Raw genomic sequence first — 25,857 nt, 5'->3', positions numbered from 1 at the left:
CATCCGATTATGTAATTCGAGATAAATTTGTAAGATAATCTTTCGGAATATTAGCACTTTTTATTAGGGGGAGTTTCAATGAAAAAAACTACATCTACACTATTAAGTATGGCGCTCGTCTTTTCCAGTTTTGGAGCTTTAAGCGCACATGCTGAATCGCTGCAAAAGGAGAAACAATTTAGTCCACAGTTAAAAGCGAACATTGAACAATGGGGAGAAAACAAAATCGCACAAAATGTTGAAACAAAAACATCAAAAGAAATTTCTGTCATTGTAGAATTGCAACATGCTCCACTCGCTTCACAAAGTAACATTCAGCATGCTCCAGATTTACAAAATAATAATGCACAGTCTTATCATGCTGAGCTTAAAAAAGCACAAGAAGATACGACTAAGAAAATAACAGAAAAAGCACCTGGTGCAAAAATTAAAGAAGTGTATAATACGTTATTTTCTGGATTCTCTATTTCAGTTCCTGGAGATCAAATTACTGCTCTTGCTTCTTTACCCGAAGTAAAAGCAGTCTACCCGAACTTAACATATAAATTACATGAAACATCAAAAAGTACTACTAATGAAGAGGCACCAAATATCGGCGGACCGACAATTGGTGCAACTGAAGCATGGAATTTAAAAGACCCATCTGGCAAACCGCTTAATGGAAAAGGGATGAAAGTAGCAATTATCGACTCTGGTGTAGACTATACACATCCTGACTTAAAAGCAAATTATATCGGTGGATATGACACAGTTGATGAAGATAATGATCCAATGGATGGTAACGTACACGGTACTCATGTAGCTGGAATTATTGCTGGTAACGGAAAAATTAAAGGCGTTGCTCCAAATGCTTCTATTTTAGCTTATCGTGTCATGAATGACGGTGGTACTGGTACAACAGATGATATTATTCAAGGTATTGAACGAGCAATTCAAGATGGTGCTGATGTGTTAAATCTATCCCTTGGACAAGATTTAAATGTACCTGATCAGCCTGTAACTTTAACGTTAGAACGTGCAGCAAAGCTTGGGGTTACTGCAGTCGTTTCCAATGGAAATGATGGTCCAAAACCTTGGTCTGTTGATGCACCTGGAAATGCAAGTAGCGTGATATCAGTTGGAGCATCTACAGTTTCTATTCCGTTTCCAACGTTCCAAGTAGCTGGTTCCAGCAAAACATATCAAGGGTTACCGTTATCAAAGTCCGATTTCCCAATAGGAAATGATTCCCCTCTTGTATACGTTGGCTATGGTAATCCAAGTGATTATGCAAAACAAGATGTGAAAGGGAAATTTGCACTTGTTTTACAAGGTACTTCTAGTACGTTAGTAAAAGCAGAACAAGCGAAACAAGCTGGTGCAGTTGGTGTACTATTCATTTCTACAGAAAAAGAAATCAATATTATGCCAGAATATTTTATGCGTGAAAATCTAGCCCTTCCAGTTATGCAATTATCAAATATAGACGGTGAAGAGTTGAAAAACTTAATTACAAAGCGTAAGAAAAATATAAAAATTGGCCAACCAAATCCAACCGAATTGATTGCTAACTTCAGTTCCAGAGGTCCGTCACAAGGAAGTTGGCTTATAAAACCAGATATAATTGCACCTGGCGTACAAATTACGAGTACAGTACCGAGAGGCGGCTATGAATCTCATAATGGTACAAGTATGGCTGCTCCACAAGTAGCTGGAGCGGTTGCCCTCTTGCGTCAAATGCATCCTGATTGGACGACAGAGCAATTAAAAGCATCCCTTGCCAATACCGCAAAAACTTTAAAAGATGTGAATGAAAATACATATCCTATTATGACACAAGGATCTGGTTTAATTAACATCCCGAAAGCAGCTCAAACAGATGTATTAGTCAAACCTAACAATGTGAGCTTCGGTCTTATAAAGCCAAACAGTGGTAAAGTAAAACTGACGCAAAATATTACGTTACAAAATCTATCTAGTAAAAAGAAAAGTTTTTCAACTCGTGTGGAATTGCTAGATACAAACACAAACACAAAAACAAAAGTAAAAACTTCTGTACCTTCATCGATTAGCATACAGCCGAATAGTAGTACCGAAAAACCATTTACTATCACTGTCGATAGTTCGCTACCCCAAGGTGTCTATACTGGAAATGTGTATATAAAAGAACAAGGTAAGAAGGAAGAAACTCGCATTCCATTTACATTTAGTATCGATCCTAAAGATTACAAACGTATAGATGGACTCGAAATTATTAATTCTACATTTAGTCCAAATGGTGACCAAATATTAGACGATAATCTCATCAACTACTATTTAGTTGCACCTGTGGATGATGTAACATTGCACGCAAATTTAGTTACAAAAGAACGTGTAACGTACCAAGGGATTATCCATCAAGCTAAAAATGAAACAGCTGGATACAAACCTTTCAAATGGAATGGTACAAAAGCAGATGGTACTCCGTTAGCTGACGGTCTATACCAAATCGAAGCAGTTGCCTCTAATTCTGGTGGGGAAACAAAACAAACAGCTGCTGTATTTCTTGATAGAACTGCACCTAAGTTAACATACGAAATTGACCAAGAAAACCTTGTAATCACAGGAAAAATGGATGATATCTTACTAGATTGGATGACAGAATCTGGTTGGGTAGCACCTGGAATTCCAGTGAGACTACAGTATGAAATCAACGGAAATGGTGTATGGGAAAGTGCATTCCTAAATCCTTGGGAGAAAAATTACGGCATTTATTTAGATCGTACTCAATTACAAGAAGGTAAAAATACAATTCACATTGTAGCAACAGATGCAGCTGGAAATACATCTAATTTAAATGTTGATTTAGATGTGAAATAAAGTGAAACTTTAATCAGCCCTCACCAATCGGGCTTTTATCGGCAGCCCGATCCCCACCTAACTTCTTTGCTTTCGCTGAATTTTAAGGTGAGGGTCTTACTGCCCATTAAACCGGGATAAAAAATTATTATAGACATGAAGGAAAAGACGGAGTTTTTCCGTTATCATTAATTGAGATGTAAGTATATTTTCACTTACAAATAAGGTGGTACCGCGATTCTTTCGCCCCTATCGGATTTTCCGATAGGGGCTTTTTCTATTTCTCACAGAAACAAATGTTAAATAATTCCGAATCTTATGATAAAATTTTATAAGCGCTTACAATTTTGAAAGGGGGTGATACAAGCTATACGAAACCGATACTTAATTTTATTTTAAAAAAGGAGGATGTCTAAATGACAAAGAAAACAGAAATTCCATCGCATTTAAAACCATTCGTATCCACACAGCATTATGATCAATACACACCGGTGAACCACGCTGTATGGCGTTACATTATGAGGCAAAATCATAACTTCTTAAAAGACGTTGCTCATCCAGCCTATGTGAACGGACTACAATCATCTGGTATTAATATAGATGCAATTCCAAAGGTAGAAGAAATGAATGAATGAATGTTTGGCGCCAAGCGGCTGGGGCGCTGTAACGATTGACGGACTTATTCCTGGCGTCGCATTTTTCGATTTTCAAGGGCACGGATTGCTACCAATCGCAACAGATATTCGTAAGGTAGAGAATATCGAGTATACACCAGCTCCAGATATTGTACACGAAGCTGCAGGACACGCACCTATTTTACTTGATCCTACATATGCAAAATATGTGAAACGATTTGGACAAATTGGTGCAAAAGCTTTCTCAACAAAAGAAGAACATGATGCATTCGAAGCTGTTCGTACATTAACAATTGTAAAAGAAAGCCCTACTTCTACTCCTGATGAAGTTACAGCTGCTGAGAATAATGTACTTGAAAAACAAAAGTTAGTTTCTGGCTTATCAGAAGCGGAACAAATTTCACGTCTTTTCTGGTGGACAGTAGAATATGGATTAATTGGAAATATAGATGCTCCAAAAATATATGGTGCTGGTCTCCTTTCTTCTGTTGGCGAAAGCAAATATTGCTTAACAGACGCTGTAGAAAAGGTTCCATTCTCTATAGAGGCATGTACAAGTACAACTTATGACGTAACAAAAATGCAACCACAACTATTTGTTTGTGAATCATTTGAAGAATTAACAGAAGCACTTGAGAAATTCTCTGAAACGATGGCCTTTAAAACAGGTGGTAAAGAAGGATTAGAAAAAGCAATTCGCTCTGAAAATCATGCAACTGCTGAATTAAATAGCGGCTTACAAATTACAGGTACATTTACCGAGACAATTGAAAACGATGCAGGTGAATTGATTTATATGCGAACGAGCTCGCCAACAGCATTAGCAATTCACAATAAACAACTAGCGAATCATTCTACGTCTGTACACAGTGACGGGTTTGGAACACCAATTGGATTACTCACTGAAAATATTGCATTAGAAAATTGTACAGATGAACAATTACAATCATTAGGAATTACAATTGGAAATATTGCTGAGTTTACTTTTGCAAGTGGTATTCATGTAAAAGGAACAGTAACAGATATTGTAAAAAACGATAAAAAAATTGCGCTTATTTCCTTTATCAATTGCACAGTTACTTATAACGACCGCGTTTTATTTGATGCTTCATGGGGCTCATTTGATATGGCTGTTGGTTCAACAATTACTTCGGTATTCCCAGGTGCCGCAGATGCTGCAGCATTTTTCCCAATGGATGAAGAAATCCAAGAAATACCTGCTCCACTTGTACTGAATGAACTTGAACGTATGTATCAAACCGTTCGTGACATTCGAAATGAAGGTATTTTACACGACGCGCATATCGAGCAATTAGTAGCAATTCAAGAAGTATTAAATAAATTGTATCCGAAAGAATGGTTACTTCGCCTTGAAATATTAGAATTGCTTTTAGAGCATAACAAAGGGCATGAAACATCAGCAGCATTATTACAACAACTTTCTACTTTCACAACGGATGAAGCTGTAACACGTCTTATTAACAATGGTCTTACGCTACTTCCAGTAAAGGATGTGAAAAATGATGCTACGATTAACTGAAGAAGAAGTTCAAGAGGAATTATTGAAGTTAGATAAATGGGTAGTAAAGGATGAAAAATGGATTGAAAGAAAATATATGTTTTCCGACTACTTAAAAGGAGTCGAATTTGTCTCTGAAGCCGCCAAACTATCAGAAGAACATAATCACCACCCATTTATCCTTATCCAGTATAAAGCAGTCATTATTACTTTGTCATCTTGGAATGCAAAAGGTTTAACGAAACTCGATTTTGAGCTTGCGAAGCAATTTGATGAACTATTTGTCCAAAATGAAAAAGCCATTATAAGAAAGTAAAAAGGAGAAGCCTTTATTTAAAATGTACCCTATAGAATAGACACTTAAAAAAAAGTCTATTCTATAGGGTCTTTCTTGTATAATGAGAGAAAAATGAGAATCGGAGAAATTTCAAAATGACGAAAAAACTGTTCACAGAAAAAGAAGTTCAAGCACTATCAAAGAATCGATACGTAAAATCAGTCAGTCAGAAAGGGATTACTTATACAGATGAATTCAAACGTATTTTTATTGAAGAAAATGAAAAAGGAAAACCACCTCGTATTATTTTTGAAGAATGTGGATTTGATATAGATGTCATCGGTCTACAACGTGTTGTATCATCAGGAAATCGATGGCGTACTTCCTATAAGGAAAGGGGGGTATTTGGTTTAAGAGATACACGTAAGGATAACTCCGGAAGAAAGTCAGAGAAAGAACTTACATTAGAAGAGAAATATGCACGTTTAGAAGCGGAACGAAACTTATTAAAAGCTGAAAATGAATTATTAAAAAAGATCAAGCTTATGGAAGGGAGGATGGGAAAGAAATAAGGTTACACCCCAGTCAGAAATACATCTTAATTCGTACTATTATTGAAAGGTATAACCTGAAAAATATGGTGAGATATTTGTGTGAGATCGCTGGTGTTTCGCGCTCTGGATACTATCATTATTTTTCCGCTACTGCTCAAAGTCAGCGAGAGAAAAGAATGCATCAAGATGAAATGGCGAAAGAGCTCATAGTAAAGGCATTTCAATTTAAAAACCGAAAGAAAGGGGCTCGTCAAATTAAAATGACATTGGCGGGTCAATTTCAAGTTGTTTACAATTTAAAACGCATCCGAAGAATCATGAAAAAATATGGAATTGTCTGTCCCATTCGGAAAGCGAATCCCTATAAAAGAATGTTGAAAGCGACGAAAGAACACTTTGTAGTACCTAATCAATTAAAACGAGAATTCAGGCAAGGTATACCTGGAAAGGTACTTCTTACAGATATCACATACCTGTTTTATGGCAAAAATCAGAAAGGATACTTATCTACCATTCTAGACGGGTCTACGAATGAAGTTTTGGCTTATCATGTTTCAGAACGGCTTACTCTAGATATCGCAACGACAACTCTTCGTAAACTAAAGAGGAATAAGAAAGTGGAATTAACACCAGATGCATATATTCATTCAGATCAAGGAGCTCATTACACAAGCCCTACCTATCAAAAGTTGGTCAAAAAATTAAAGCTAGGACAATCCATGTCAAGACGAGGAAACTGTTGGGATAATGCCCCTCAAGAATCCTTTTTTGGGCACTTTAAAGATGAAGCACACATAAAAACTTGTACATCTTTCACTCAGTTAAAACAAGAAATTAAAGACTATATGAAATACTATAATCAACACCGCTATCAGTGGAATTTAAAGAAGATGACCCCTGTTGAATACAGAAATCATCTTCTTGATGCCGCCTAACTTTTTTTAAAATGTCCTTTACAAAGGGTACGGATTAATTAGGCTTCTCCTTTTATTTTGAAATGGATACAATGTCCAAATGGATCCTCTACTTGTAATATTCCATCTTTGTACGTAGCAATCTTGCCAATATTTTTTAAGCTTTCACATACTTGCTCTTTTTGTTTTTCATTTGCTAATACAATTGTGAAATATTTCAAGCCAACGGAATTTGGCATTTGCGGTAGTATTCCTTCACCTTGCCACGTATTTAAACCGATATGGTGATGGTAGCCACCTGCCGATACAAAGAGCGCCCCATTACGAGCTGGGATCGTTACTTCAAAACCAAGACCATCCACATAGAAACGTTTCGCTTCTTCCAAATCAGCTACATGGAAATGAATATGTCCCATCACAGTACCAGCTGGAAATCCGTTCCATGTAATTCCTTGCTGCAATAATTCTTCACCAGCTAACGGGTTACTAACAAATGGTAGCTCTCCATTCTCATCACGCCAAACTTCTTTTTGACGATCATGATAAATTTCAATCCCGTTTCCATCTGGATCAGCTAAATAAAGGGCCTCACTAAAGTAATGGTCAGCTCCGCCGTGCAGTGGATAAACCATTTCTACAAGATGACGAAGGATATTCGCTAAATCCTGTCTGCTCGGTAATAAAATTGCGTAATGATATAAACCCGTTCTCCCTCTTTGCTTTGGTAAGGCTTCCTTCTTTTCTTCAATGATAAGGAGTGGTTCGTTATTTTCATTCCCAAATGTAACGACCATTTCATCTTCTTTTAGTACTTTCATACTTAGTACTTCTGTATAAAACTCTAGTGATTTCTTTATATTTGATACATATAAATGAACAACATCAAGTGTTGTATCGGGATGAAGTTGAAAACTCATCTTGTTAGCCTCCCATGTAAATTAGTTCTTCTTTGACATTTTCTCTTTTAAGAAATTATCTACAAAACCATCCGCTTTCGCAACAAATAAGTACGCACCCATCGCTAACAATGCAAGCTCTAATTCGAAGCCAGGATTTTTTCCATCTCCTAATAAACCAGCTGACCATTTTACTTTTACAATTGCCCCAACCATAACTAGTGCAAATAATAATCCAATATATCTTACACCTAAACCTAGAATTAATAATAGACCGCCAACTAATTCAACTGTTGCTACACCGTATGCAAGTCCTCCTGGTAAACCAATGCTTGTGAACCACCCTGCAATATTGTCAATCCCCGATTGGAATTTTGTTAAACCGTGCATAAAGAATGTTACTCCTAACACGATACGAATAATTAAGTTACCAATATGTTGATTCATTTCTTTCTCTCCTTTATAGTTTTCTTACATAAAACTTTTATTTATATTACAAAACATACACTAATTTTTTTTATTCGTCAATTCATTTTCACTGGGAAAATATATATATTTTTTGCTATGATACAAATAGTTGTTTATAAAAAGGAGCTTGATTTTATGAATATTGGTTCTGCAATACGTGAAATTCGTCAGCGTAGAGGCATAACAATCGCGCAAATTTGTGAGGGAACAGGTCTTTCTAAAGGGTTTATGAGTCAGGTTGAAAATAATAAAACATCACCATCTATCTCAACTTTAGAAACGATCTCCAATTTTTTAAACGTTCCTCTTCCCTATTTATTGTTAGAACAAAAAGATCGATTGAAAGTTGTCAAAAAGGTAGAGCGTAAATATAGTGTATACGGAAAAGATGAACAAAGAATTGAACATGTTGCAGAGCAAGGTGGCCTTCGCCTCAATCTCGTAGAAATTCCTGCTGGGTTTCCGAAAGAAAACACACCAAATGCCCATGAAGGGGAAGAATGTCACCTTGTATTACGCGGAAAACTAGAAGTTCAACATGGAGAAGATGTTGCAATTGTAGAAGAAGGGGATTCTTTTTCCTGGAATGCATGTGTTCCTCATATCGTTCGTAATATAGGAGAAGAAACTGCATTATTACTCATCTCTAGTCATGCAGAAAATCGAAAACGTGTTTATTAAAAAAAGAAGCCTGTAAATCAGGCTTCTTTTTATCCCCTTATAACTCCATAGCTTGTCCCAACTAGTACAGTCTTTTCGTGTTGATTACGATAAACTGACTCGATTGAAACCTTTTTGTATCCTTCCATCTGTTCAACATTCGTTAAAGTTAATTCACAAGTGATCGTATCTCCTGCAAAAACTGGTCTAATAAACTCACTTACTAATTCTCTTGCTATGTAATGTAATTCTTCTCCTACTTTCGTTCCAATACTAGCAGTCAATAAACCATGAACCATTAAACGTCCATTTTCATCATATTCCATATGATGCCTACCTTTATCCCCTGTAATATTTGCAAATTCAAAAACCTCTTCCTCAGTAAATCTTCTTTCATATTTAAATACATCCCCAACTTTTATACTCATTTTTATCCCCCTAATAATAAACAGAATTTTCTTTCATTTTATCATAAAATGAATCTTAGTTCAGTTTATATTATTAAAATAGTAAGCCTTTTTCTGTTCTACTTTTTCTCCTTATCGGTGCCCCTCTTTTTTGGCTATTTGATATCCATAGTACGCACATGTTCCATTTCTCGATAACTCTCTCACCTCAAAACCACAACTTCTATAAAAATCAAAATTACTCGCAGAAGTATGCGCAAACCAGTCACCATGTGGCAATTTTTGCAAACAAAGAGCAACAAGTTTCTTACCTAATCCCTTCCCTCTATATTCACATTTCACAACTAAATTTACTATGTTGGCGACCATGATTCCATCAGAAATGACTCTAACCATCGCAATCATCTCTTCCTCATCCCAAATTGTGAATGCCCATGTTGAATTTTCAAATGCTATCGTGAATTTTTCAATTTGCCAAGAAGGGATATTATCATTGCTCCAACCGGCATCTTCGAATAAAGTTTTAATTGCATATGCAGGTACACCATTCGTTCCCTCACGAATAATAAGTCCATTATGATAAATGTACATGTAATCCCCCCTTTATTTTTATATACCATTCTTCAAAAGATGCAATTAACCTTTTTTCATCCAATGCGCCTAATGGAATAAACGAGAACATCCATCCCATGAAATGAAGTTGTTTTCTCATAACTAAGCCCCGTTTTTCTAGCAACAAAGATTGAGGCGGGGTGATCCGGATTAATAAGAGAAATTAATTTATTCATTCGTAACGCTTGGAAGCCATAATCTCGAAATGCTGCCGCTGCTTCTTTCGCATACCCTTTTCCCCAATACTGAGGTAATAACCAATAACCAATTTCAATTTCCTCTTTTCCATCTATTTGCTGCTTTACTAATCCTGCATGACCAATTCGTATTCCCGTTCCCTTTTCAATCAATACAAATAAACCGAGACCGTTTTTATAGCTAGGAATCACCCACTCCTCCAAACTTTTTTTACACTGCATATATGTTTTTAACGTCCCATTTCCAATATAGCGCATTACCTTCTCATTTCCCCATAGTGAAGCGTAGAACTGTAAATCATCCATTGTATATTTGCGAATTTGTAAACGATCTGTATGAAACATTTCTGCACTCCTTCCCACGAATTTGTACTTAATTACACGCTCACGTCTTGTATCCATACTAAATGTTACTATCTATTATAAATGAACTAACATTAAAATACAGAATATTCAATCTCGAAAGAATTTAAAAAAGGCAGTAAACAAATATTGTCTACTGCATCCATATCATAACTAGCATAAAGAAAACTACAATTGAGGGGGGTGTAGGATTTTTAAATACACTAGATACTTATCCCGTTCTAACGGGCGGTAAACTTTCCAATTATATAAAAGTGAAAAGTTTACCGCACATAAGAACTTTGGCGGTCAGTAAGAAAGCACCGTTAAGTAGTCAAATACACGCTGTGCTTTTTCTCCACCCATTCGTGCATGTTGAAGAAGAGAAATACCATGTGGACCATATGCACGTAATGCTTCTGGTTGTGCTACTAAAATAGCTTGTACAACTTCTAATTCCCCCAGCATAGCGGCCGCGAAAATATCCATTCGAGCACCCTTTTCTAATAAGTAAAGAGCAATATCTTTACGCCCTACATGTGCCGCTGCTCCTAACGCACTTTCCCAATCTGATCCACCCCAATTGTAAGAGGCATGAAGTAAACTTGGCGATTCAGCCAACAGTTCTTGTACTTTTTCTAAATCTCCGTGAGCTGCCATAACAAATTCCCTTACTAACTCAGTGGTAACACATTCTTCTGTTCGCATCTTTCTCCTCCTTTTTTAGAAATTCGTTTCGGTGTAAAAAATGGCTTATCGCTTCCTTGAAAAATATCTACATCTATGCCAAATACATGTTGAAACATTTCATGACATAACACTTCTTCTGGTATACCGTCATACTGAAGCTTCCCTCGCTTTAATACGAGTAAACGATCACTATATTGAGCCGCTTGGTTAATATCATGTAAAACCATTATAATTGTCATGCCAAATTCCTCGTTTAATCGTTTCACAAGTTCCATTACTTCCAACTGATGAACGATATCTAAAAAAGTTGTTGGCTCATCCAATAATAAGACATTCGTACGTTGTGCTAGCGTCATTGCAATCCAAGCACGTTGTCTTTCCCCTCCTGATAAAGATTGTAAAAGACGATATTCATACCCTTCAAGATTTGTAACAGACAATGCCCAATCAACAATTTCTTCATCTTCTTTATTTAAGCGACCTCTCCATAACTTATGAGGGCCTCTTCCAAATTCGATTAATTCTTTCACTGTTAAATCTAATTGATGATCATGCATTTGTGGTAACATCGCTAATTGCTTCGCTACATCAACACTTTTCATCGTATGAATACTTTTTCCATCTAAAACGATATCCCCTTCGCTTTGTTTAAGTAGTCTTGCCATTAAACGAAGCAAAGTAGATTTCCCCGATCCATTCGGTCCAATTAAACTAACGACCTCTCCAGCTTTAATATGTACATTCATATTTTGCATTTGAAATCTTTCAGAATGTGCGTAAAACACTTTATTAACGGAAATCACTTCGTTTTCCCCCTCTATGAATTAAATATAAGAAGAACGGACCGCCTAAGAAGGATAATAAAATACCGACAGGCAATTCAATTGGATCAAACCAACTTCGAGCTATCGCATCCGCGAAAACAAGTAATATCCCTCCGCCAAGGCATGATAATGGCAGTAAATATTTATAGTCATTTCCAACTAATAAACGTAACATATGTGGTACGACAAGGCCGACAAATCCAATAAGACCAGAAACACTAACTGCTATTCCAGCTAATAATGTGCTTACTACTATTAAATAAAAACGGCTTCTCTCCACGTTATGACCTAATAATTTCGCCATTTCATCTCCAAGCATTAATACTCGAATATGCTTGATACCGAAGAAGGCCAATATAATAGCGAATATTGCATAATAAATAATCATATGTAAATGTGCCCAACTTACACCGCCAATACCACCCGCTAACCACGGTAACACGGATTGTACTTTGTCACTATGTAATAACATTAATGCTGACGTCGCTGCACCTATTAATGCATTAATTGACACACCTACTAAGACAATTCTTGAAGGTAGTGCCCCTTTTTGCCATGATAAAGCATAAATGATCATCGCCGTTATGAAAGCTCCTAAAAACGCACCGAGTGGTAAAAACGCCATATGCTGAGGGAATAAAATCATAATTACAATTGCGACAAGGCCTGCTCCAGATGACACCCCGATAATACCAGGGTCTGCAAGAGGATTTCTGATCACCCCTTGCAGCATTGCGCCAGATGCAGCTAAACATGTTCCTACTATAAATCCAACGAGCACTCTTGGTATACGAAGGTCCCATACAATTCGATGAACTGTCGACCCTTCATCTTGTATCCCTGTTACAATATCTCGTAAAGAAAAGGATAAGCTTCCTGCGAAAAGGCCGTAAAAAAGACATAAAACCGTTAATATAACTAAACTAACTGCTATGATCCATCTTTTTTTCGCAAAAGGATGTTCCTCTTCCCTTACTACTTCACTACTTTCCATACTTATCATTTCCTTACATCTTGTATACTTTTATACATAAAGTCCATCGCTTCTGTAACTTTTGTTCCAGGATTTGATCCAAATAAGTCAGGTGGCAAAATAACTACACGATTTTGTTTTACTGCATCTAAATTTTTCCATGCTTCATTTTTCATCATTTCGCCTTCAAATGCTTTTTTAACACTATTTGGATCTCCATGTGTAATTAAATAAATCACATCTGGATTTGCCTCAATAATGCGTTCTACGCTTAGCTGCGCATATTGCGGATATTCCTTCATTTCTGGAAAATCAGCAGCGATATTTTTTCCGCCTGTCTTTTCTAAAATATCACCTGATAAAGAGGTTGGTAATGCGGCTAAATAAGTCCCTGGTGCTCCATACACTAGCAGTGCTTTCACATCGCTCTTTTTCTCATATTTCTTCATTTGATCATTGATTTTTTGATTAAGTTCGTTTGCTTTATCTTCTTTCTTCATTATCGTTCCATATAGCTCAATATTCTTTTGAATATCTTGTACAGAATTCGCAGAAGAAATCATTACTTTCGTTCCTTGTCCTTCCACCGTTGGAATGTTCTTTTGAAATCCATTGTTAGCAATAAGTACATCAGGCTTTAAGCTAGCAATTTGCTCAAAATTTGGCTGATGTGCATTCCCGATTACTTGTACTTTCTTTATATCTTCTGGAAGAGTTATTTTTGCATCCGGACGACCCACTATTTTTCCGCCTAAAGCATGAATAATATTCATGTCTCCCATACTTAATGTTGCAAAACTCTCTGGCACTTTATCGAATGTTACCTTTCTTCCTGACAGGTCGATAACTTCTATTTTCTCTTTTCCTTTTTCTGTTTTTGTTGCCGATGCTTTTTCGTCTCCTTTTGCACTGCAACCTATTAATAAGAAAAAAATAGATAAAATCGCTGTGAATAGCGTAATAGATTTTTTCATTCTTTCACCTCTAATTGATAATGATAATCATTAACTACTATTCTACTTTAATTGATAAGGATTATCATTGTCAATATAAAACGCATACATTTTCTAGAAAAACAAAAAGCGTTACAAAAAAGATTCCTTCTTTTTGTAACGCTCTATTTATCAATATTATTCACATTCGTTTCCCTCTAACTCGTCTCGCATCACTTTCACACGCTGAAAGAAAAAGAAGGATAAACTTAAAAATATAACAATGCTCCCCATCATAACAAAAGGTTGTGATGTTTCTTTTGCTCCACTTGGAATCAATAAGCCAACCATTAACAATGTACTTACAGCGAGAAGAATTTGTCCGAACCGAGTATAATCTTCTATTTTCTCTTGTAATTCTTTCATTATATTCTCACTCCTCCATTTCACTGTATCATATTCTACTAAACTTAAAGACAAGTAAATACAGCCATTCTGGGAGATGTTTTCCAAAAGAAAAAGAGCCGCTTTATTGCGACTCTTTCATAACCATTACTCACCTTTATATGCTTTCATATAAATTTCTTTCAGCTCTGAAATGAGAGGTAATTTCGGATTAGCTGTTGTACATTGATCTTCAAAAGCTCTTTCTGCTAATAATCCAACAACCTCTTCAAATTGGTCTTTAGCAACTCCTTGTCCCGCAATACTCATATTTATATTTAAACTTTTTCCGAGATCAATAATTGCTTTGACGAGTGATTCTACACCTTCTGCCACCGAACTTGCTGGTAGCCCGAGCATTCTCGCAATATGTGCATAGCGTTCATCAGCTACAAAATGCTCATATTTTGGGAACAATGCGTGTTTTCTTGGCTTAATAGCATTATAGCGAACTACGTGCGGCATAAGAATTGCATTCGCACGCCCATGCGGAATATGAAATTCTGGTCCAATTTTATGTGCTAAACTGTGATTAATACCTAGAAAGGCATTTGCAAATGCCATTCCTGCGATTGCAGAAGCATTGTGCATTTTTTCTCGTGCTTCTTCATCATGTCCATCTTTAAATGCTCTTGGTAAATATTTAAATACGAGATCAATAGCCTTTAATGCTAATCCATCTGTATAGTCATTTGCTAAAACAGACACATACGCCTCGATTGCATGCGTTAATACGTCCATCCCAGTGTCTGCTGTTACATGTGGCGGTACTGTCATTACAAATTGTGGATCAACAATTGCTACATCTGGCGTTAATTCATAATCGGCAAGTGGATACTTTATATTATTTTTCTTATCTGTAATAACCGCAAATGGTGTCACTTCTGATCCTGTTCCAGATGTTGTTGGAATAGCAACAAACTGCGCCTTACTTCCTAATTCCGGATATTTACATGTACGTTTTCTTATATCTAAAAACTTCTGTTTAATTCCATAGAATGTTGTTTCTGGGTGCTCATAGAAAAGCCACATCCCTTTCGCTGCATCCATTGCTGAACCACCACCAAGTGCGATAATGACATCAGGCTGAAAACTTCTCATCATTTCCGCACCTTTAAACACAGTTTCATCTGACGGATCTGGCTCAACCTCAAAGAAAACTTCAACTTTCACATCATTTGCATGTTTACGTAAATAATGCGTAACCGTATCTACATATCTGTGCTCAACCATTCCTGGATCCGTTACAATAAACGCACGTGAAATGTTAGGCATATTTGCTAAATATGATGTCGCATGTTTTTCAAAATAAATTTTTGGTGGTAATTTGAACCACTGCATATTCTTTTTTCTATTTGCCAACCTTTTTATATTTAATAAGTGCGTCGCTGTTACGTTTTGAGAAACCGAGTTTTTCCCGTAGGAACCGCAGCCAAGCGTAAGTGATGGAATAAATCCATTATATATGTCACCGATTCCACCTTGTGATGAAGGGGCATTTATAATAAGGCGGCAAGCTTTCATACGTAATCCAAATTGCTTTTGCACTTCTTTATTTACAGAATGGATAACTGCTGAATGTCCTAAACCACCGAGGTTTAACATTTCTTCACAATATGTAAACCCTTCTTCTAATGAATTTGCTTTTACACAAGCTAATACTGGACTTAACTTCTCACGAGATAGTGGATATGCGGCTCCGATGCCTTGTATTTCAGCTACAAGCATTTTTGTATTTTTAGGTACAGTAATTCCAACTAATTCGGCAATATACTTTGCGGATTTCCCTACAATATCACTATTTACTGCACATGTATTTTCATTAATAACAAGCTTTTCTAATTTACTTCTCTCTTCCTCGTTTACAAAATAACAATTATTTGCAATCATTTCTGTTTTCACATCATCATAAATTTCCTTGTCTACAATAATTGCTTGTTCTGATGCACAAATCATACCATTATCAAATGTTTTAGATAAAATCAAATCATTAACCGCTCGTTTTATATGCGCTGATTTCTCTATATAACATGGTACATTACCAGGACCTACACCTAGCGCTGGTTTTCCAGTAGAATAAGCTGATTTCACCATACCAGCCCCTCCAGTTGCCAAAACAAGAGCAACGCCTTCATGGTTCATTAATTGTTTTGTTGCTTCGACAGAAGGTTTTTCAATCCACTGTATACAATGTTTTGGTGCCCCCGCCTTCACCGCTGCATCATATACTGTTTTTGCCGCTGCAATGGAACAGTTTTGTGCTGAAGGATGAAATGCGAAAATAATTGGATTTCTCGTTTTTATCGCGATTAATGCTTTAAACATTGTTGTCGATGTTGGATTCGTTACTGGTGTTACCCCAGCTACTACACCGACGGGCTCCGCAATTTCTATTATTTCTTCATGAGGATCTTCGTGAATAATCCCTACTGTTTTATCTTTCTTTATGCTATGCCAAATATATTCAGTAGCAAAAATATTTTTAATACATTTATCTTCGTATACACCACGACCTGTTTCTTCAACAGCCAACTTCGCAAGCGGCATATGTTGATCAACACCTGCTAATGCCATTTCATGAACAATGTTGTCAATTTGCTCTTGTGTAAAACTTTCTAATGCTTGTAAAGCTCTCTGACCGTTATTCACTAACGTATCAATCATCTCTTTTACTTCCTGCATTTCATTTACAACTTTCTCTTTGACTACCATGTAAATTCCTCCTATTCTGCTATCTTGGACTAAATAAGACCCTACAGGTCATAATTAGTCCTGATTAGCGCAAAAAAATAGAATTGCTTTCCTACATGAACCTCATTGTTTGTGAAATATTCCACAAGTTTGTTCGTGAGTAACACTTCATGAACTTAATATACATGAATTTATTTTATTTGTGTTTGTCTAATTTGTGAAATGTTTCACAAATTAATATAGTAAAAATGCACTGCCTATACTAGCAGTGCATTTTTACTATGCTAACGCTTGTGCTAAATCTTCAATTAAATCTTCTCCGTCTTCAATACCGACAGAAATTCGAATTAATGTATCTGTAATTCCTAATTCTTTACGACGATCTGCTGGAATTGATGCATGCGTCATTTGAGAGGGGATAGAAATTAAACTTTCTACTGCTCCTAAACTTTCAGCCAGCGTAAAGTATTGTAATCTCTCAAGTACTTTATTTAATGTTTCTTCGCTATCTACATCAAATGAGATAATAGCACCAAATCCATTTGCCTGTTCTGTTGCCAGTTCATGGTTTTGATGTGACTCAAGGCCTGGGTAATATACTTTATTTACTTTTGGGTGGTTATTTAAAAACTCAGCAATTGCACGTGAATTCGTTTCATGCTCTTCCATTCGAATTCCTAATGTTTTTAAACCACGAAGTAGCAAGAAACTATCTTGCGGGCCAAGAATGCCACCTGTTGAGTTTTGTACAAAGTGAAGGTCTTCTGCTAATTGCGGGCTATTTACAACTACTAGACCTGCAACTACGTCACTATGACCTCCTAAATATTTCGTTGCACTATGAAGTACAATGTCCGCTCCTAAAGAAATCGGCGACTGCCAATATGGCGTCATGAATGTGTTATCAATAATTGTTAATAAATCTTTCTCTTTAGCAAGAGTAGATATTTTTTTAATATCAGTAATTTTTAGTAACGGATTCGTTGGTGTTTCTACATAAATCGCTTTCGTATTTGGACGAATCGCTTCTTCAACTTCCTCTAAGTTTGTTGTATCTACAAATGTATGCTCAATACCGAAGCGGTTTAACACTTTCGTAATCACGCGGTACGTTCCGCCATACACATCATCTGTTAAAATAACGTGGTCACCTTTTGAGAACAACATAATTGTAGCTGTAATAGCCGCCATTCCTGAACCAAATGCGAAACCAGCATGGCCGTTTTCTAATACCGCAATCATTTCTTCTAAAGCTGCACGTGTTGGGTTTCCTGTACGTGAATATTCATATCCTTGATGCTTACCAACTGCTTCTTGTTTGTACGTACTCGTTTGATAAATCGGTACATTTACAGATCCAGTTGAAGGTTCTCCTATGCGAATACCATGAATTAACTTTGTCTTTGCTCTCATTTTTTATTCCCATCCTTTGTATATGTCTTTACTTAAATAGCGCTCACTACTATCAGGAAAAATCGTTACAATATTTGTACCTGGCGCCGCTTTCTCTGCTTCAAGTAAACTTGCATGAAATGCTGCTCCTGAAGAGCTCCCAACAAGAAGTCCTTCTTTTTGCGCTAATTCTTTCACTCGTAAAAATGCATTTCGATCAGAAATCGTATGAATTTCATCAAAATAAGATGTCTTCAAAAATGGCGGGATAAATTCCAGTCCAATTCCTTCGGTCTCATGTGAACCAGCCTTACCACCATTTAAAATAGATCCTTCTGGTTCCACAATAACCGTTTTTATATCTACATTTTTTTCTTTCAAGTAAGATGCAGTCCCCATAAACGTACCGCCAGTTCCTGCTCCAGCAACAAATATGTTAATCTCTCCATTCAATGCGTCCCACAGTTCAGGTCCTAATGTTTTAAAATATGCACGAGGATTTGCCTCATTTGCGAACTGACTTGGAGAGTATGAATTCGGTATCTCATTTACTAACTCTTTTGCTTTTGCAATTGCACCGGTCATTCCTTGCTCAGTCGGCGTATGCACGACCGTTGCGCCTAGTGCTTTCATTAATTCTTGTTTTTCAATGCTAAATTTCTCTGGTACACAAACGATAACGTGTAAATCATGTTGTAACGCTGCGAGTGCCAGTCCAATACCAGTATTTCCAGCTGTCGGTTCAATAATTGTTCCGCCCTCTGTAACAAGCCCTTTTTCTAGCGCATCTTCGATTAATTCTCTTCCTAATCGGTCCTTAACGCTTCCGCCTGGGTTATAAAATTCAAGCTTTGCAAATAAACGGACCCCTTCTGGAAGTGAAAAACGAGTAATTTCCACAATTGGTGTATGACCAATTAACTCATGAACTCCACGATATACATTCATCGTGTTCTCCCCCTTATTTGCCAATAAAGAAAAGGCAACTGTATGTATTTTCTTTATATGAGACAGTTGCCTTTTTGTTACATTACTTTAACTCTTCTAGTACTTTTACGATAAAGTTTGTCGAATGAAGAGCTGCTTGATCTAAAAATTGATCAAATGAAACATTTGATTCTTTACCAGCAATATCAGAAAGTGCACGAATGATAACAAACGGAACTTCATATTGGTGGCATACTTGTGCAACAGCTGCTGCTTCCATTTCTACTGCATAAAGGTTTTCAAATTTATCACGAATTGCTGCAACTCGGTTCGGATCACTCATAAATGAATCACCTGTTGCAATCATACCTTTTACAACTTGAATATTTTCTTCTGCCTGCATACATTTTTCAGCTAATGCAACTAATGCTTCATCAGCTTTAAATCCAGGCGGCATCCCTGGTACTTGCCCATACTCATAGTCAAATGCTGTTACATCTACGTCATGGTGACGAACTTCTGTTGAAATAACGACATCCCCAACATTTAGAGAATGATGGAAGCCACCAGCTGAACCAGTATTAATGACTTTTTCAGGCTTATATCTTTCTAATAAAATTGTCGTTGACATCGCTGCGTTTACTTTACCAATACCAGACTTTAACAAGATTACTTCATGTCCTGCTAATTGCCCTTTCGTAAATTCACAACCCGCAACCGTTTCTGTTTCTGCTTGTTCTAATTTATCACGTAAAATACTTACTTCTTCTTCCATTGCTCCAATTACAGCAATTCTCAATCTAATCCCTCTTTCTATTGCTTAGTTGCCTCCATTACCCACACGAAATGATTTAATCTCGTAAACGTTACATGGAAGCCATTGTTTTCAAAAATAGTCTGCATAACTGGAATACGTGTATAGTATTCCGTTTGCAAATCGTTTGCTAACTGATGAAAACCTCTTTGTTTTGCTGCTTCAACAGTTTTATCATATGCATCTTGATCTGCAAATATCGTATCAGCAAACACTATTTTACCACCTTTGTTTAGCAATTGACTATACTTCGCAATCGCTACATTTTTTTCATCATCTGTTAAATGATGAAATGCATAGGTGCTTACTATGGTATCAATGGAATTCGGGACTTCAAACGAAAGAAAATCACCTTCTGTAATGGAAAACTCTTTTGGCAATTTCTCTTTTGCAATCATGCGCATTTCACGTGACGGTTCTATACCGTAAACTGTGCGGCCAGCAAGTAATAATTTATTTGTTAAATTACCTGTACCGACACCAAATTCTAATACGTTACCAAATGACTTGTTAACTACATCCTCTAGAATGTCCTCATAATGGGCGAAAACTTCTTTATATTGTATATCTTCGCCTTGTACAAATGAGTCGTACGTATGAGCCCACTCATCAAATAAACCATTAAATTCTGTACCCATAAAAATTCCCCTTTTTCTTATCGGTTTTATCAGTATGATATTCCCTCTTTCTAAAAATGTCAATTGAAATGTACATGGTATTTCCTTCTTTTCTTTGTTACACTATAGTTGATTACATAGGAGAGGGGCCGTCTTCATGTCATTTACCTTTGAAATGTTAGAAGATAAAGTAGAATTTTTTGAAGCGGGAGACTTAGCTTCTTTAGAACGTAAAATCAGTGAACAAATCGATAATAATAAAGCACTTATGCTTGAAGTTCATCACATCTCGCATCAAATGGTTATGGATCCTGAAAGTAAAAGACCATATTATAGCGCGGTTGTTCATTTTAAATTAAAGAAATTACGCTAACTAAAAAAGAGAAGCTCCTAAGGAGCTTCTCTTTTTTAGTTTAGAGTTTGAACAAGTACTGGTTTCCAGCCTTCATTGTCTACCCAATCAATATTTACATAATATCTTTTACCTGTTTGTTTATCTTGTACGTTACCGTAAGCTTTATTCTTACCGTTATTTCCGATTCGATGAATAATTAATTGCTCTACTGGAACGTCAATTGCAGCTGAAATCGCTTGATTCATCTCATTCCAATCTGCTGTACCTTTTTTAAACGTCATCGCAGGTGTTGCACCTTGCTCTGTGCCTACTGGCTTCCAAGAAGGTTTCGTATAAGCGTCAGTTGCCTTTGGCTGTGTTTTTTCAGCTGGTACTTTCTCGTTAGCTTTCGCTTCTTCTTCAGCTTTTTTCTGTTCTTCTTCAGCCTTTAGCTTCTCTTCTTCTTCTTTCTTCTTAGCCTCTGTTTTCTCTTGTTCATTCTTCTTCGTCTCTTTTTTGCCTTTAGCTTTCTCAGACTTATTCTCTTTCGTTGTTTGCTGAGCTACCTTTTTATCGCTAGAAGACGCTTGCTCTTTCGTGTCAGGAACAAACAATTGATATGCTACAATAGCTACTGCTACTAGTACAATAGCGATTGCAATATTTAAAACACCGTTTTGACGACGTTTTTGTTGTTTCTGTTGGAATCTAGATCCTCCTGCCATTCTTCAAACCTCCATGCAGTTTTTCATACTTGCTATTGTAACATTAAATCTAGAAAGGTTGAACATTTACAATAATATTTTCATGAAATGAAAACATTTTACTATGAATTGCAAGATTACTTTTCATTCTCTAATCGATAGATTGATTCTACAATAGATTTGAAAATAGGTGTAACTTTATTTACATCGCTATTCGTTTCTATATCCACGACAACTAAAGCATACCTTGGATTTTCATATGGAAAATAACCTGCAAACCATCGATTCTCTTTCGTTCCTTTTCCTGTTTGTGCTGTCCCAGATTTTCCAGCGACACTTAGTGGTAACGACTTGAATGCTGATCCTGTGCCTTTTTCCGTTGTTACAACGCTCCTTAATAACTTTTGTAATGTTTTCACTGTTTCATATGAAAGCTGTTTTCCACCTAATGTATGGTCTTCAAATGTATAAAAATCCGTTCCATTTTTATACATTATTTTTTCAACAGCTTTCACTTCCATCTTTTCTCCCCCTCTAGCAATCGTCGCCATCATATTTGCAATCGCTAGAGGTGACATACGTACATCTTTCTGTCCAATTGCTGTTTGCGCTACCGCTTTTTTACTATTCTTATTTCCTTCACTCCCCCAAATCGTAACACTTTTCTCCTCTGGCATTTGCTCAAAATGAGTTGTATGAAATACAGAACCTCTCCATCCAACCTTCTCAGCGCCTCCTAAAGCCTCTACATAAGTTTCTAACACCATCTTATCCTTTTGTATTAGCTCATTTCCTAACTCTGAAAATGTCCTGTTACAGCTTCTAGCAAAGCTCTCTTTAAAACTAAGTGTCCCCATCCTAACTTGTGGGTGATCTTCACCATATAAATCTTTATTACAATTAAATACGCGATTAAAAACATTTTCATTTTGATCAATCGCTGCCGCCGCAATTATTGTTTTAAAAACAGAACCGGGAAAGTGTGGTGTTAACATTTGATTTTCAAGTGTAGTTTTATATAAACTCTCATCATTCACCTGTACAGCTGGTTTGCTAACCATTGCTAAAATTTCATTTTTCTTTACATCAAGTAGCACTACTCCTCCCTTCTTAATTTCACTTGCTTCAACTACTTCTTCTGCTTTTTTCTGTAACTCGTTATGTAAAGTAGTTTGAATCGTCACTGGATAAAACGGATTTCCAGGCGATGTATATTTCGCTTGTTTTCCAAAAATCGGTTCTCCTTGCCGATCCAATTGATACAATACTTTTGCCTCTCCATCGGTCAAAAGAAATTCATCAAATGATTGCTGCAATCCTGAAATGCCAATCGGTGTTTGTTTTGAAATTTTTCTAACTTCTCCGTATCGTTTTTGAAATTCTCGTTCATTCTCACCCACATCACCAATTAAATGATTCATCACGCTAGTTTGCCGCAAACGAACTTCAGCTGCTACAATGCCTAATACATTTAATTGATTCACCTTCTCCATCTGCTCTCGTTCCAAGCGAAGTGGTTCATTTCCTCTTTCCAGGATAAATGCACTTTTCTTATGTTTCATTTGACTTTCAATCTCTTGTCTCGACATACCAATGATATGCGCAATTTTCTCCAACATGTTATTTTTTAATTGTAGAAATGGAAAAACAATTAAAACAGGATACTTTTTCTCACCTATCTCCTTACCATTACGATCTATAAAATGGCCGCGTCCATCATCTACCGTAATGGATTGCGTCCGTTGTGTAACACTTTTTTCAATTAAGTTAATCTTACGATCCGTAAATGATTCCGTATCTATAATTTGTATTTGAATTAAACGACAAAGTAACATAAACATGACACATATAAAACAAATTAAAACAATTGTAATTCTCCGTTTTATTTTCATAAAAAAACACCTCGTCTATTGTAGTTTAGACGAGGTACTATTTTATTTATACAAGCTCCGAAATAAAAATAGATATTATATAAGGCTATTATTGTTTCTTTGGTTTTTCTAAAAATTTCATAAGAAGCGATCTAAATTCAGTTTCATTCACTCCAGTGTTTTTAGCAACTTCAATTACAGTAGTTGTTACATTAGCAGCTACTTTTAAATATTCCTTACTGAAATTATCCATTTCATTTCTTTTTTCTTTTGCATTCTCAACTGTTACAGAGTCAATACAAGTAATCATCTTATCTACAATATGTAAATAATTATTTTGTGCATCTATTATTTTTTGAATATCATCTTTATTACTTACTTTTGATTGTTTTAAATATGTATACGCTTGATTCACTTCATCTTTTAAAATCTTATCATTATTCTTCGCCTGTTCTTGTAACATATTCTTCATATCATCTATTGTTTTTTGATCCATAGAATCTCGCAATAAATAATCTGGATTCCCAATCGCATAATCGTACTTAATCGTTACATCTTGAAATATTTTCATCACAATAGCTAATTGATACGCTACATCAAAATCATTAAATTCCTTTTTACCTTGCGGAGTTTCTAAGGTTTTTGAACCCTCAGTTGCTTTAATATCCTTTTTTTCTTCTTGCTTTACCTTTTCTCCCTTTGATGATGTAGTTTCCTCATTCGTTCCGCATGCAGCAAGTCCTAATATGGATATACTACAAACTAATCCCGTAAAGATTTTATGTTTCATAATTAGCCCCTTTTCCCTTTTAAAACCTATAGTCTCTAATTATGATATCAAAGCTTAAAGTATTTTTTTGACTTTTTTTGTCGAATCACTCTAAAGATTACATAAAATTCTACAGAAAAAAAAGATTCTCCCGATAGGAGAATCTTTTTTTATTTTACAGAGATAATCTCTACTTGCATTTCTCCACCTGGAGTTTGGATTGCTACCTTTTCGCCAATTTGCTTACCTAATAAGCTTTTTGCGATTGGAGAATCGTTAGAAATTCTTCCTTCAAATGGATCTGCTTCTGCGCTACCTACGATTGTGTAAGCTTCTTCATCTCCATCTGGTAGTTCTTTAAATGTTACTGTTTTACCTAATGTAACAACTGTAGATTCTTCACCGTTATCTGTGATGATAACTGCGTTACGAATCATGTTTTCTAATTGTGTAATACGTCCTTCTACGAACGCTTGCTCATCTTTCGCTGCATCATACTCAGAGTTCTCAGAAAGATCTCCGAAGCTACGTGCAATCTTAATGCGCTCTACAACTTCTTTACGTTTTACCGTTTTTAAATCCTCAAGTTCGTTCTCTAGCTTTTGCTTACCCTCTTGCGTCATAGGGTATGTTTTTTCTGTTGCCATATTTTCCACTCCTTTTATATACCAATCCCCCGAAAAAAAGAGGAGTTCCATATGAAAACTCCCCCGCTTATATGTAAAGCGGAGGTTTCTAGCACGCCTGTACTAGCGGAGTTGTCACATACAACCCCGTATTCCCAATTCTTCTTTATATAAAGAAGATATGTATGGAAAGTTGATATAAATATGCCCTCACCTATATATAGATGAGGTTGCATGTTTCATTGTATTCGATAGGAAGGGAAAAAATCCCTTCCTACCGTATATCTTTTACTATGCTATTACAAATTTACTTTTTGTTCAAGAATTGTTGCAATTTTTGTAACCATAATATCAATTGCAACGTGGTTTTGTCCACCTTCAGGGATAATAATATCCGCAAATTTCTTAGAAGGCTCAATAAATTGATTGTGCATTGGACGTACAACATTTACATATTGATCAATAACTGAATCCATCGTACGACCACGTTCTTTAATATCACGCTGCATGCGGCGTAAAATACGAAGGTCAGCATCTGTATCAACGAATAACTTAATGTCCATTAACTCACAAAGACGTGGGTCTTCTAAAATAAGAATTCCTTCTAAAATGATTACATCTTTCGGCTCAACTGGAATAATTTCATCTGAACGCGTATGCAATGTATAGTCATATACAGGTTTCTCTACTTGTTTATATGCAAGCAACTGCTGCAAATGTTCAATTAACAAATCATTATCAAACGCTAATGGATGATCATAATTTGTTTTTAAACGCTCTTCCATTGGTAAATGGCTTTGATCTTTGTAATAATAATCTTGCTCTAAGATTAAAATGGAATGACCTTTAAAATGGTCAAAAATCGCTTTCGTTACACTTGTCTTACCTGACCCTGAACCACCAGCAATTCCAATTACAACAGGCTTATTCGTCCCCATTCGACTATCACTC

General features: G+C 36.2%; 25 protein-coding genes and 1 pseudogene. 6 read left to right on the top strand and 20 right to left on the bottom strand.

From position 1 onward, the window contains the following. Positions 1-78: 78 nt before the first annotated feature. The 4 genes and pseudogenes from QCI73_RS05805 to QCI73_RS05790 all read left to right on the top strand — a co-directional run bounded on the left by QCI73_RS05805 (position 79) and on the right by QCI73_RS05790 (position 6,737). Positions 79-2,838, top strand: a complete 2,760-nt coding sequence (locus QCI73_RS05805) for a S8 family serine peptidase (RefSeq protein ID WP_353822631.1) — start codon at positions 79-81, stop codon at positions 2,836-2,838. Between the two features lie 395 nt (positions 2,839-3,233). Further along, a pseudogene (locus QCI73_RS05800) lies at positions 3,234-4,992 on the top strand (aromatic amino acid hydroxylase). Continuing rightward, positions 4,973-5,287, top strand: a complete 315-nt coding sequence (locus QCI73_RS05795) for a 4a-hydroxytetrahydrobiopterin dehydratase (RefSeq protein WP_000979541.1) — start codon at positions 4,973-4,975, stop codon at positions 5,285-5,287. The pseudogene QCI73_RS05800 and the gene QCI73_RS05795 overlap by 20 nt, the downstream one beginning before the upstream one ends. Before the next feature lie 116 nt (positions 5,288-5,403). Continuing rightward, a protein-coding gene (locus tag QCI73_RS05790) for an IS3 family transposase (RefSeq protein WP_416274065.1) occupies positions 5,404-6,737 on the top strand; the annotation gives its coding sequence in 2 pieces (ribosomal slippage) (positions 5,404-5,788 and positions 5,788-6,737; 1,335 coding nt in all). A gap of 38 nt (positions 6,738-6,775) precedes the next feature. On the opposite strand, the gene QCI73_RS05785 is transcribed toward QCI73_RS05790, so the two are convergent. Both QCI73_RS05785 and QCI73_RS05780 read right to left on the bottom strand, forming a co-directional pair. Continuing rightward, positions 6,776-7,633 carry a VOC family protein gene (locus QCI73_RS05785; protein ID WP_353822630.1) on the bottom strand — a complete coding sequence of 286 codons (858 nt, stop codon included), beginning with the start codon at positions 7,631-7,633 and terminating at the stop codon, positions 6,776-6,778. 21 nt (positions 7,634-7,654) lie between these two features. Beyond that, complete coding sequence (locus tag QCI73_RS05780; protein WP_001071557.1) at positions 7,655-8,059, bottom strand: DoxX family protein; 405 nt, start codon at positions 8,057-8,059, stop codon at positions 7,655-7,657. Positions 8,060-8,215: 156 nt separating this feature from the next. On the opposite strand from QCI73_RS05780, the gene QCI73_RS05775 reads away from it, so the two are divergent. Beyond that, positions 8,216-8,761: a helix-turn-helix domain-containing protein gene (locus tag QCI73_RS05775; protein WP_001020702.1), complete on the top strand. Its 546-nt coding sequence runs from the start codon at positions 8,216-8,218 to the stop codon at positions 8,759-8,761. Between the two features lie 29 nt (positions 8,762-8,790). On the opposite strand, the gene QCI73_RS05770 is transcribed toward QCI73_RS05775, so the two are convergent. The 13 genes from QCI73_RS05770 to QCI73_RS05710 all read right to left on the bottom strand — a co-directional run bounded on the left by QCI73_RS05770 (position 8,791) and on the right by QCI73_RS05710 (position 20,623). After that, a complete protein-coding gene (locus QCI73_RS05770; protein ID WP_000025005.1) occupies positions 8,791-9,168 on the bottom strand; it encodes a hotdog family protein in 378 nt (125 codons plus the stop codon). Between the two features lie 111 nt (positions 9,169-9,279). After that, on the bottom strand, positions 9,280-9,738 hold the full coding sequence (locus QCI73_RS05765) for a GNAT family N-acetyltransferase (RefSeq protein WP_000276116.1): 459 nt from the start codon (positions 9,736-9,738) through the stop codon (positions 9,280-9,282). 56 nt (positions 9,739-9,794) lie between these two features. Beyond that, positions 9,795-10,358, bottom strand: a complete 564-nt coding sequence (locus QCI73_RS05760) for a GNAT family N-acetyltransferase (RefSeq protein WP_138321077.1) — start codon at positions 10,356-10,358, stop codon at positions 9,795-9,797. Positions 10,359-10,607: 249 nt separating this feature from the next. Next, complete coding sequence (locus QCI73_RS05755) at positions 10,608-11,006, bottom strand: ankyrin repeat domain-containing protein (protein ID WP_044793760.1); 399 nt, start codon at positions 11,004-11,006, stop codon at positions 10,608-10,610. Then, positions 10,973-11,791 (bottom strand): ABC transporter ATP-binding protein, encoded by an 819-nt coding sequence (locus QCI73_RS05750; RefSeq protein ID WP_353822629.1) that lies wholly within the window; start codon positions 11,789-11,791, stop codon positions 10,973-10,975. Before QCI73_RS05750 ends, QCI73_RS05755 begins: the two co-directional genes overlap by 34 nt. Next, complete coding sequence (locus QCI73_RS05745; protein WP_353822628.1) at positions 11,778-12,806, bottom strand: FecCD family ABC transporter permease; 1,029 nt, start codon at positions 12,804-12,806, stop codon at positions 11,778-11,780. Before QCI73_RS05745 ends, QCI73_RS05750 begins: the two co-directional genes overlap by 14 nt. 5 nt (positions 12,807-12,811) lie before the next feature. Continuing rightward, positions 12,812-13,759, bottom strand: coding sequence for a helical backbone metal receptor (locus QCI73_RS05740; protein ID WP_136444626.1), 948 nt, complete (start codon positions 13,757-13,759; stop codon positions 12,812-12,814). Positions 13,760-13,915: 156 nt separating this feature from the next. Continuing rightward, the gene (locus QCI73_RS05735) at positions 13,916-14,143 is read right to left on the bottom strand and encodes a YrhC family protein (protein WP_000661445.1); all 228 of its coding nucleotides are present in this window, start codon (positions 14,141-14,143) and stop codon (positions 13,916-13,918) included. A 126-nt stretch (positions 14,144-14,269) separates the two neighbouring features. Then, positions 14,270-16,873, bottom strand: coding sequence for a bifunctional acetaldehyde-CoA/alcohol dehydrogenase (gene adhE, locus QCI73_RS05730; RefSeq protein WP_327922464.1), 2,604 nt, complete (start codon positions 16,871-16,873; stop codon positions 14,270-14,272). Positions 16,874-17,131: 258 nt separating this feature from the next. Beyond that, positions 17,132-18,265, bottom strand: coding sequence for a bifunctional cystathionine gamma-lyase/homocysteine desulfhydrase (locus QCI73_RS05725; protein WP_001201909.1), 1,134 nt, complete (start codon positions 18,263-18,265; stop codon positions 17,132-17,134). A gap of 3 nt (positions 18,266-18,268) precedes the next feature. Then, on the bottom strand, positions 18,269-19,192 hold the full coding sequence (locus QCI73_RS05720) for an O-acetylserine dependent cystathionine beta-synthase (RefSeq protein ID WP_074610332.1): 924 nt from the start codon (positions 19,190-19,192) through the stop codon (positions 18,269-18,271). An 82-nt stretch (positions 19,193-19,274) separates the two neighbouring features. Beyond that, a complete protein-coding gene (gene mtnN, locus QCI73_RS05715; RefSeq protein ID WP_353822627.1) occupies positions 19,275-19,970 on the bottom strand; it encodes a 5'-methylthioadenosine/S-adenosylhomocysteine nucleosidase in 696 nt (231 codons plus the stop codon). A gap of 14 nt (positions 19,971-19,984) precedes the next feature. Then, on the bottom strand, positions 19,985-20,623 hold the full coding sequence (locus tag QCI73_RS05710; protein ID WP_000536319.1) for a class I SAM-dependent methyltransferase: 639 nt from the start codon (positions 20,621-20,623) through the stop codon (positions 19,985-19,987). Positions 20,624-20,759: 136 nt separating this feature from the next. On the opposite strand from QCI73_RS05710, the gene QCI73_RS05705 reads away from it, so the two are divergent. Further along, entirely contained in the window at positions 20,760-20,975 is a 216-nt protein-coding gene (locus QCI73_RS05705; RefSeq protein WP_000010984.1) for a YrzA family protein, read from the top strand. 35 nt (positions 20,976-21,010) lie between these two features. On the opposite strand, the gene QCI73_RS05700 is transcribed toward QCI73_RS05705, so the two are convergent. The 5 genes from QCI73_RS05700 to udk form a co-directional block, all read right to left on the bottom strand. Continuing rightward, positions 21,011-21,661 (bottom strand): YrrS family protein, encoded by a 651-nt coding sequence (locus QCI73_RS05700; protein WP_353822626.1) that lies wholly within the window; start codon positions 21,659-21,661, stop codon positions 21,011-21,013. A 116-nt stretch (positions 21,662-21,777) separates the two neighbouring features. Beyond that, positions 21,778-23,532, bottom strand: coding sequence for a peptidoglycan D,D-transpeptidase FtsI family protein (locus tag QCI73_RS05695; RefSeq protein WP_353822625.1), 1,755 nt, complete (start codon positions 23,530-23,532; stop codon positions 21,778-21,780). 88 nt (positions 23,533-23,620) lie between these two features. Then, a complete protein-coding gene (locus tag QCI73_RS05690; RefSeq protein ID WP_000680874.1) occupies positions 23,621-24,301 on the bottom strand; it encodes a hypothetical protein in 681 nt (226 codons plus the stop codon). Positions 24,302-24,450: 149 nt separating this feature from the next. Beyond that, positions 24,451-24,927: a transcription elongation factor GreA gene (gene greA, locus QCI73_RS05685; protein ID WP_000179963.1), complete on the bottom strand. Its 477-nt coding sequence runs from the start codon at positions 24,925-24,927 to the stop codon at positions 24,451-24,453. A gap of 278 nt (positions 24,928-25,205) precedes the next feature. Next, complete coding sequence (udk, locus tag QCI73_RS05680) at positions 25,206-25,844, bottom strand: uridine kinase (RefSeq protein ID WP_000537087.1); 639 nt, start codon at positions 25,842-25,844, stop codon at positions 25,206-25,208. Positions 25,845-25,857 lie beyond the last annotated feature (13 nt).

Origin of the sequence: Bacillus cereus group sp. MG16 (genome assembly GCF_040459875.1) — a bacterium.
Lineage (GTDB): Bacteria > Bacillota > Bacilli > Bacillales > Bacillaceae_G > Bacillus_A > Bacillus_A paranthracis.
This window is presented reverse-complemented; position numbering and strand designations above follow the sequence as displayed.

Coding starts and splice junctions, on each gene's coding strand:
- udk (WP_000537087.1), bottom strand. CDS start 25,844: ATGGGGACGAATAAGCCTGTTGTAATTGGAATTGCTGGTGGTTCAGGG.
- QCI73_RS05760 (WP_138321077.1), bottom strand. CDS start 10,358: ATGGATACAAGACGTGAGCGTGTAATTAAGTACAAATTCGTGGGAAGG.
- QCI73_RS05740 (WP_136444626.1), bottom strand. CDS start 13,759: ATGAAAAAATCTATTACGCTATTCACAGCGATTTTATCTATTTTTTTC.
- QCI73_RS05705 (WP_000010984.1), top strand. CDS start 20,760: ATGTCATTTACCTTTGAAATGTTAGAAGATAAAGTAGAATTTTTTGAA.
- greA (WP_000179963.1), bottom strand. CDS start 24,927: ATGGCAACAGAAAAAACATACCCTATGACGCAAGAGGGTAAGCAAAAG.
- QCI73_RS05710 (WP_000536319.1), bottom strand. CDS start 20,623: ATGGGTACAGAATTTAATGGTTTATTTGATGAGTGGGCTCATACGTAC.
- QCI73_RS05745 (WP_353822628.1), bottom strand. CDS start 12,806: ATGGAAAGTAGTGAAGTAGTAAGGGAAGAGGAACATCCTTTTGCGAAA.
- QCI73_RS05770 (WP_000025005.1), bottom strand. CDS start 9,168: ATGAGTATAAAAGTTGGGGATGTATTTAAATATGAAAGAAGATTTACT.
- QCI73_RS05775 (WP_001020702.1), top strand. CDS start 8,216: ATGAATATTGGTTCTGCAATACGTGAAATTCGTCAGCGTAGAGGCATA.
- QCI73_RS05700 (WP_353822626.1), bottom strand. CDS start 21,661: ATGGCAGGAGGATCTAGATTCCAACAGAAACAACAAAAACGTCGTCAA.
- QCI73_RS05695 (WP_353822625.1), bottom strand. CDS start 23,532: ATGAAAATAAAACGGAGAATTACAATTGTTTTAATTTGTTTTATATGT.
- QCI73_RS05765 (WP_000276116.1), bottom strand. CDS start 9,738: ATGTACATTTATCATAATGGACTTATTATTCGTGAGGGAACGAATGGT.
- QCI73_RS05805 (WP_353822631.1), top strand. CDS start 79: ATGAAAAAAACTACATCTACACTATTAAGTATGGCGCTCGTCTTTTCC.
- QCI73_RS05785 (WP_353822630.1), bottom strand. CDS start 7,633: ATGAGTTTTCAACTTCATCCCGATACAACACTTGATGTTGTTCATTTA.
- QCI73_RS05755 (WP_044793760.1), bottom strand. CDS start 11,006: ATGCGAACAGAAGAATGTGTTACCACTGAGTTAGTAAGGGAATTTGTT.
- QCI73_RS05795 (WP_000979541.1), top strand. CDS start 4,973: ATGATGCTACGATTAACTGAAGAAGAAGTTCAAGAGGAATTATTGAAG.
- QCI73_RS05780 (WP_001071557.1), bottom strand. CDS start 8,059: ATGAATCAACATATTGGTAACTTAATTATTCGTATCGTGTTAGGAGTA.
- QCI73_RS05725 (WP_001201909.1), bottom strand. CDS start 18,265: ATGAGAGCAAAGACAAAGTTAATTCATGGTATTCGCATAGGAGAACCT.
- QCI73_RS05690 (WP_000680874.1), bottom strand. CDS start 24,301: ATGAAACATAAAATCTTTACGGGATTAGTTTGTAGTATATCCATATTA.
- adhE (WP_327922464.1), bottom strand. CDS start 16,873: ATGGTAGTCAAAGAGAAAGTTGTAAATGAAATGCAGGAAGTAAAAGAG.
- QCI73_RS05720 (WP_074610332.1), bottom strand. CDS start 19,192: ATGAATGTATATCGTGGAGTTCATGAGTTAATTGGTCATACACCAATT.
- QCI73_RS05735 (WP_000661445.1), bottom strand. CDS start 14,143: ATGAAAGAATTACAAGAGAAAATAGAAGATTATACTCGGTTCGGACAA.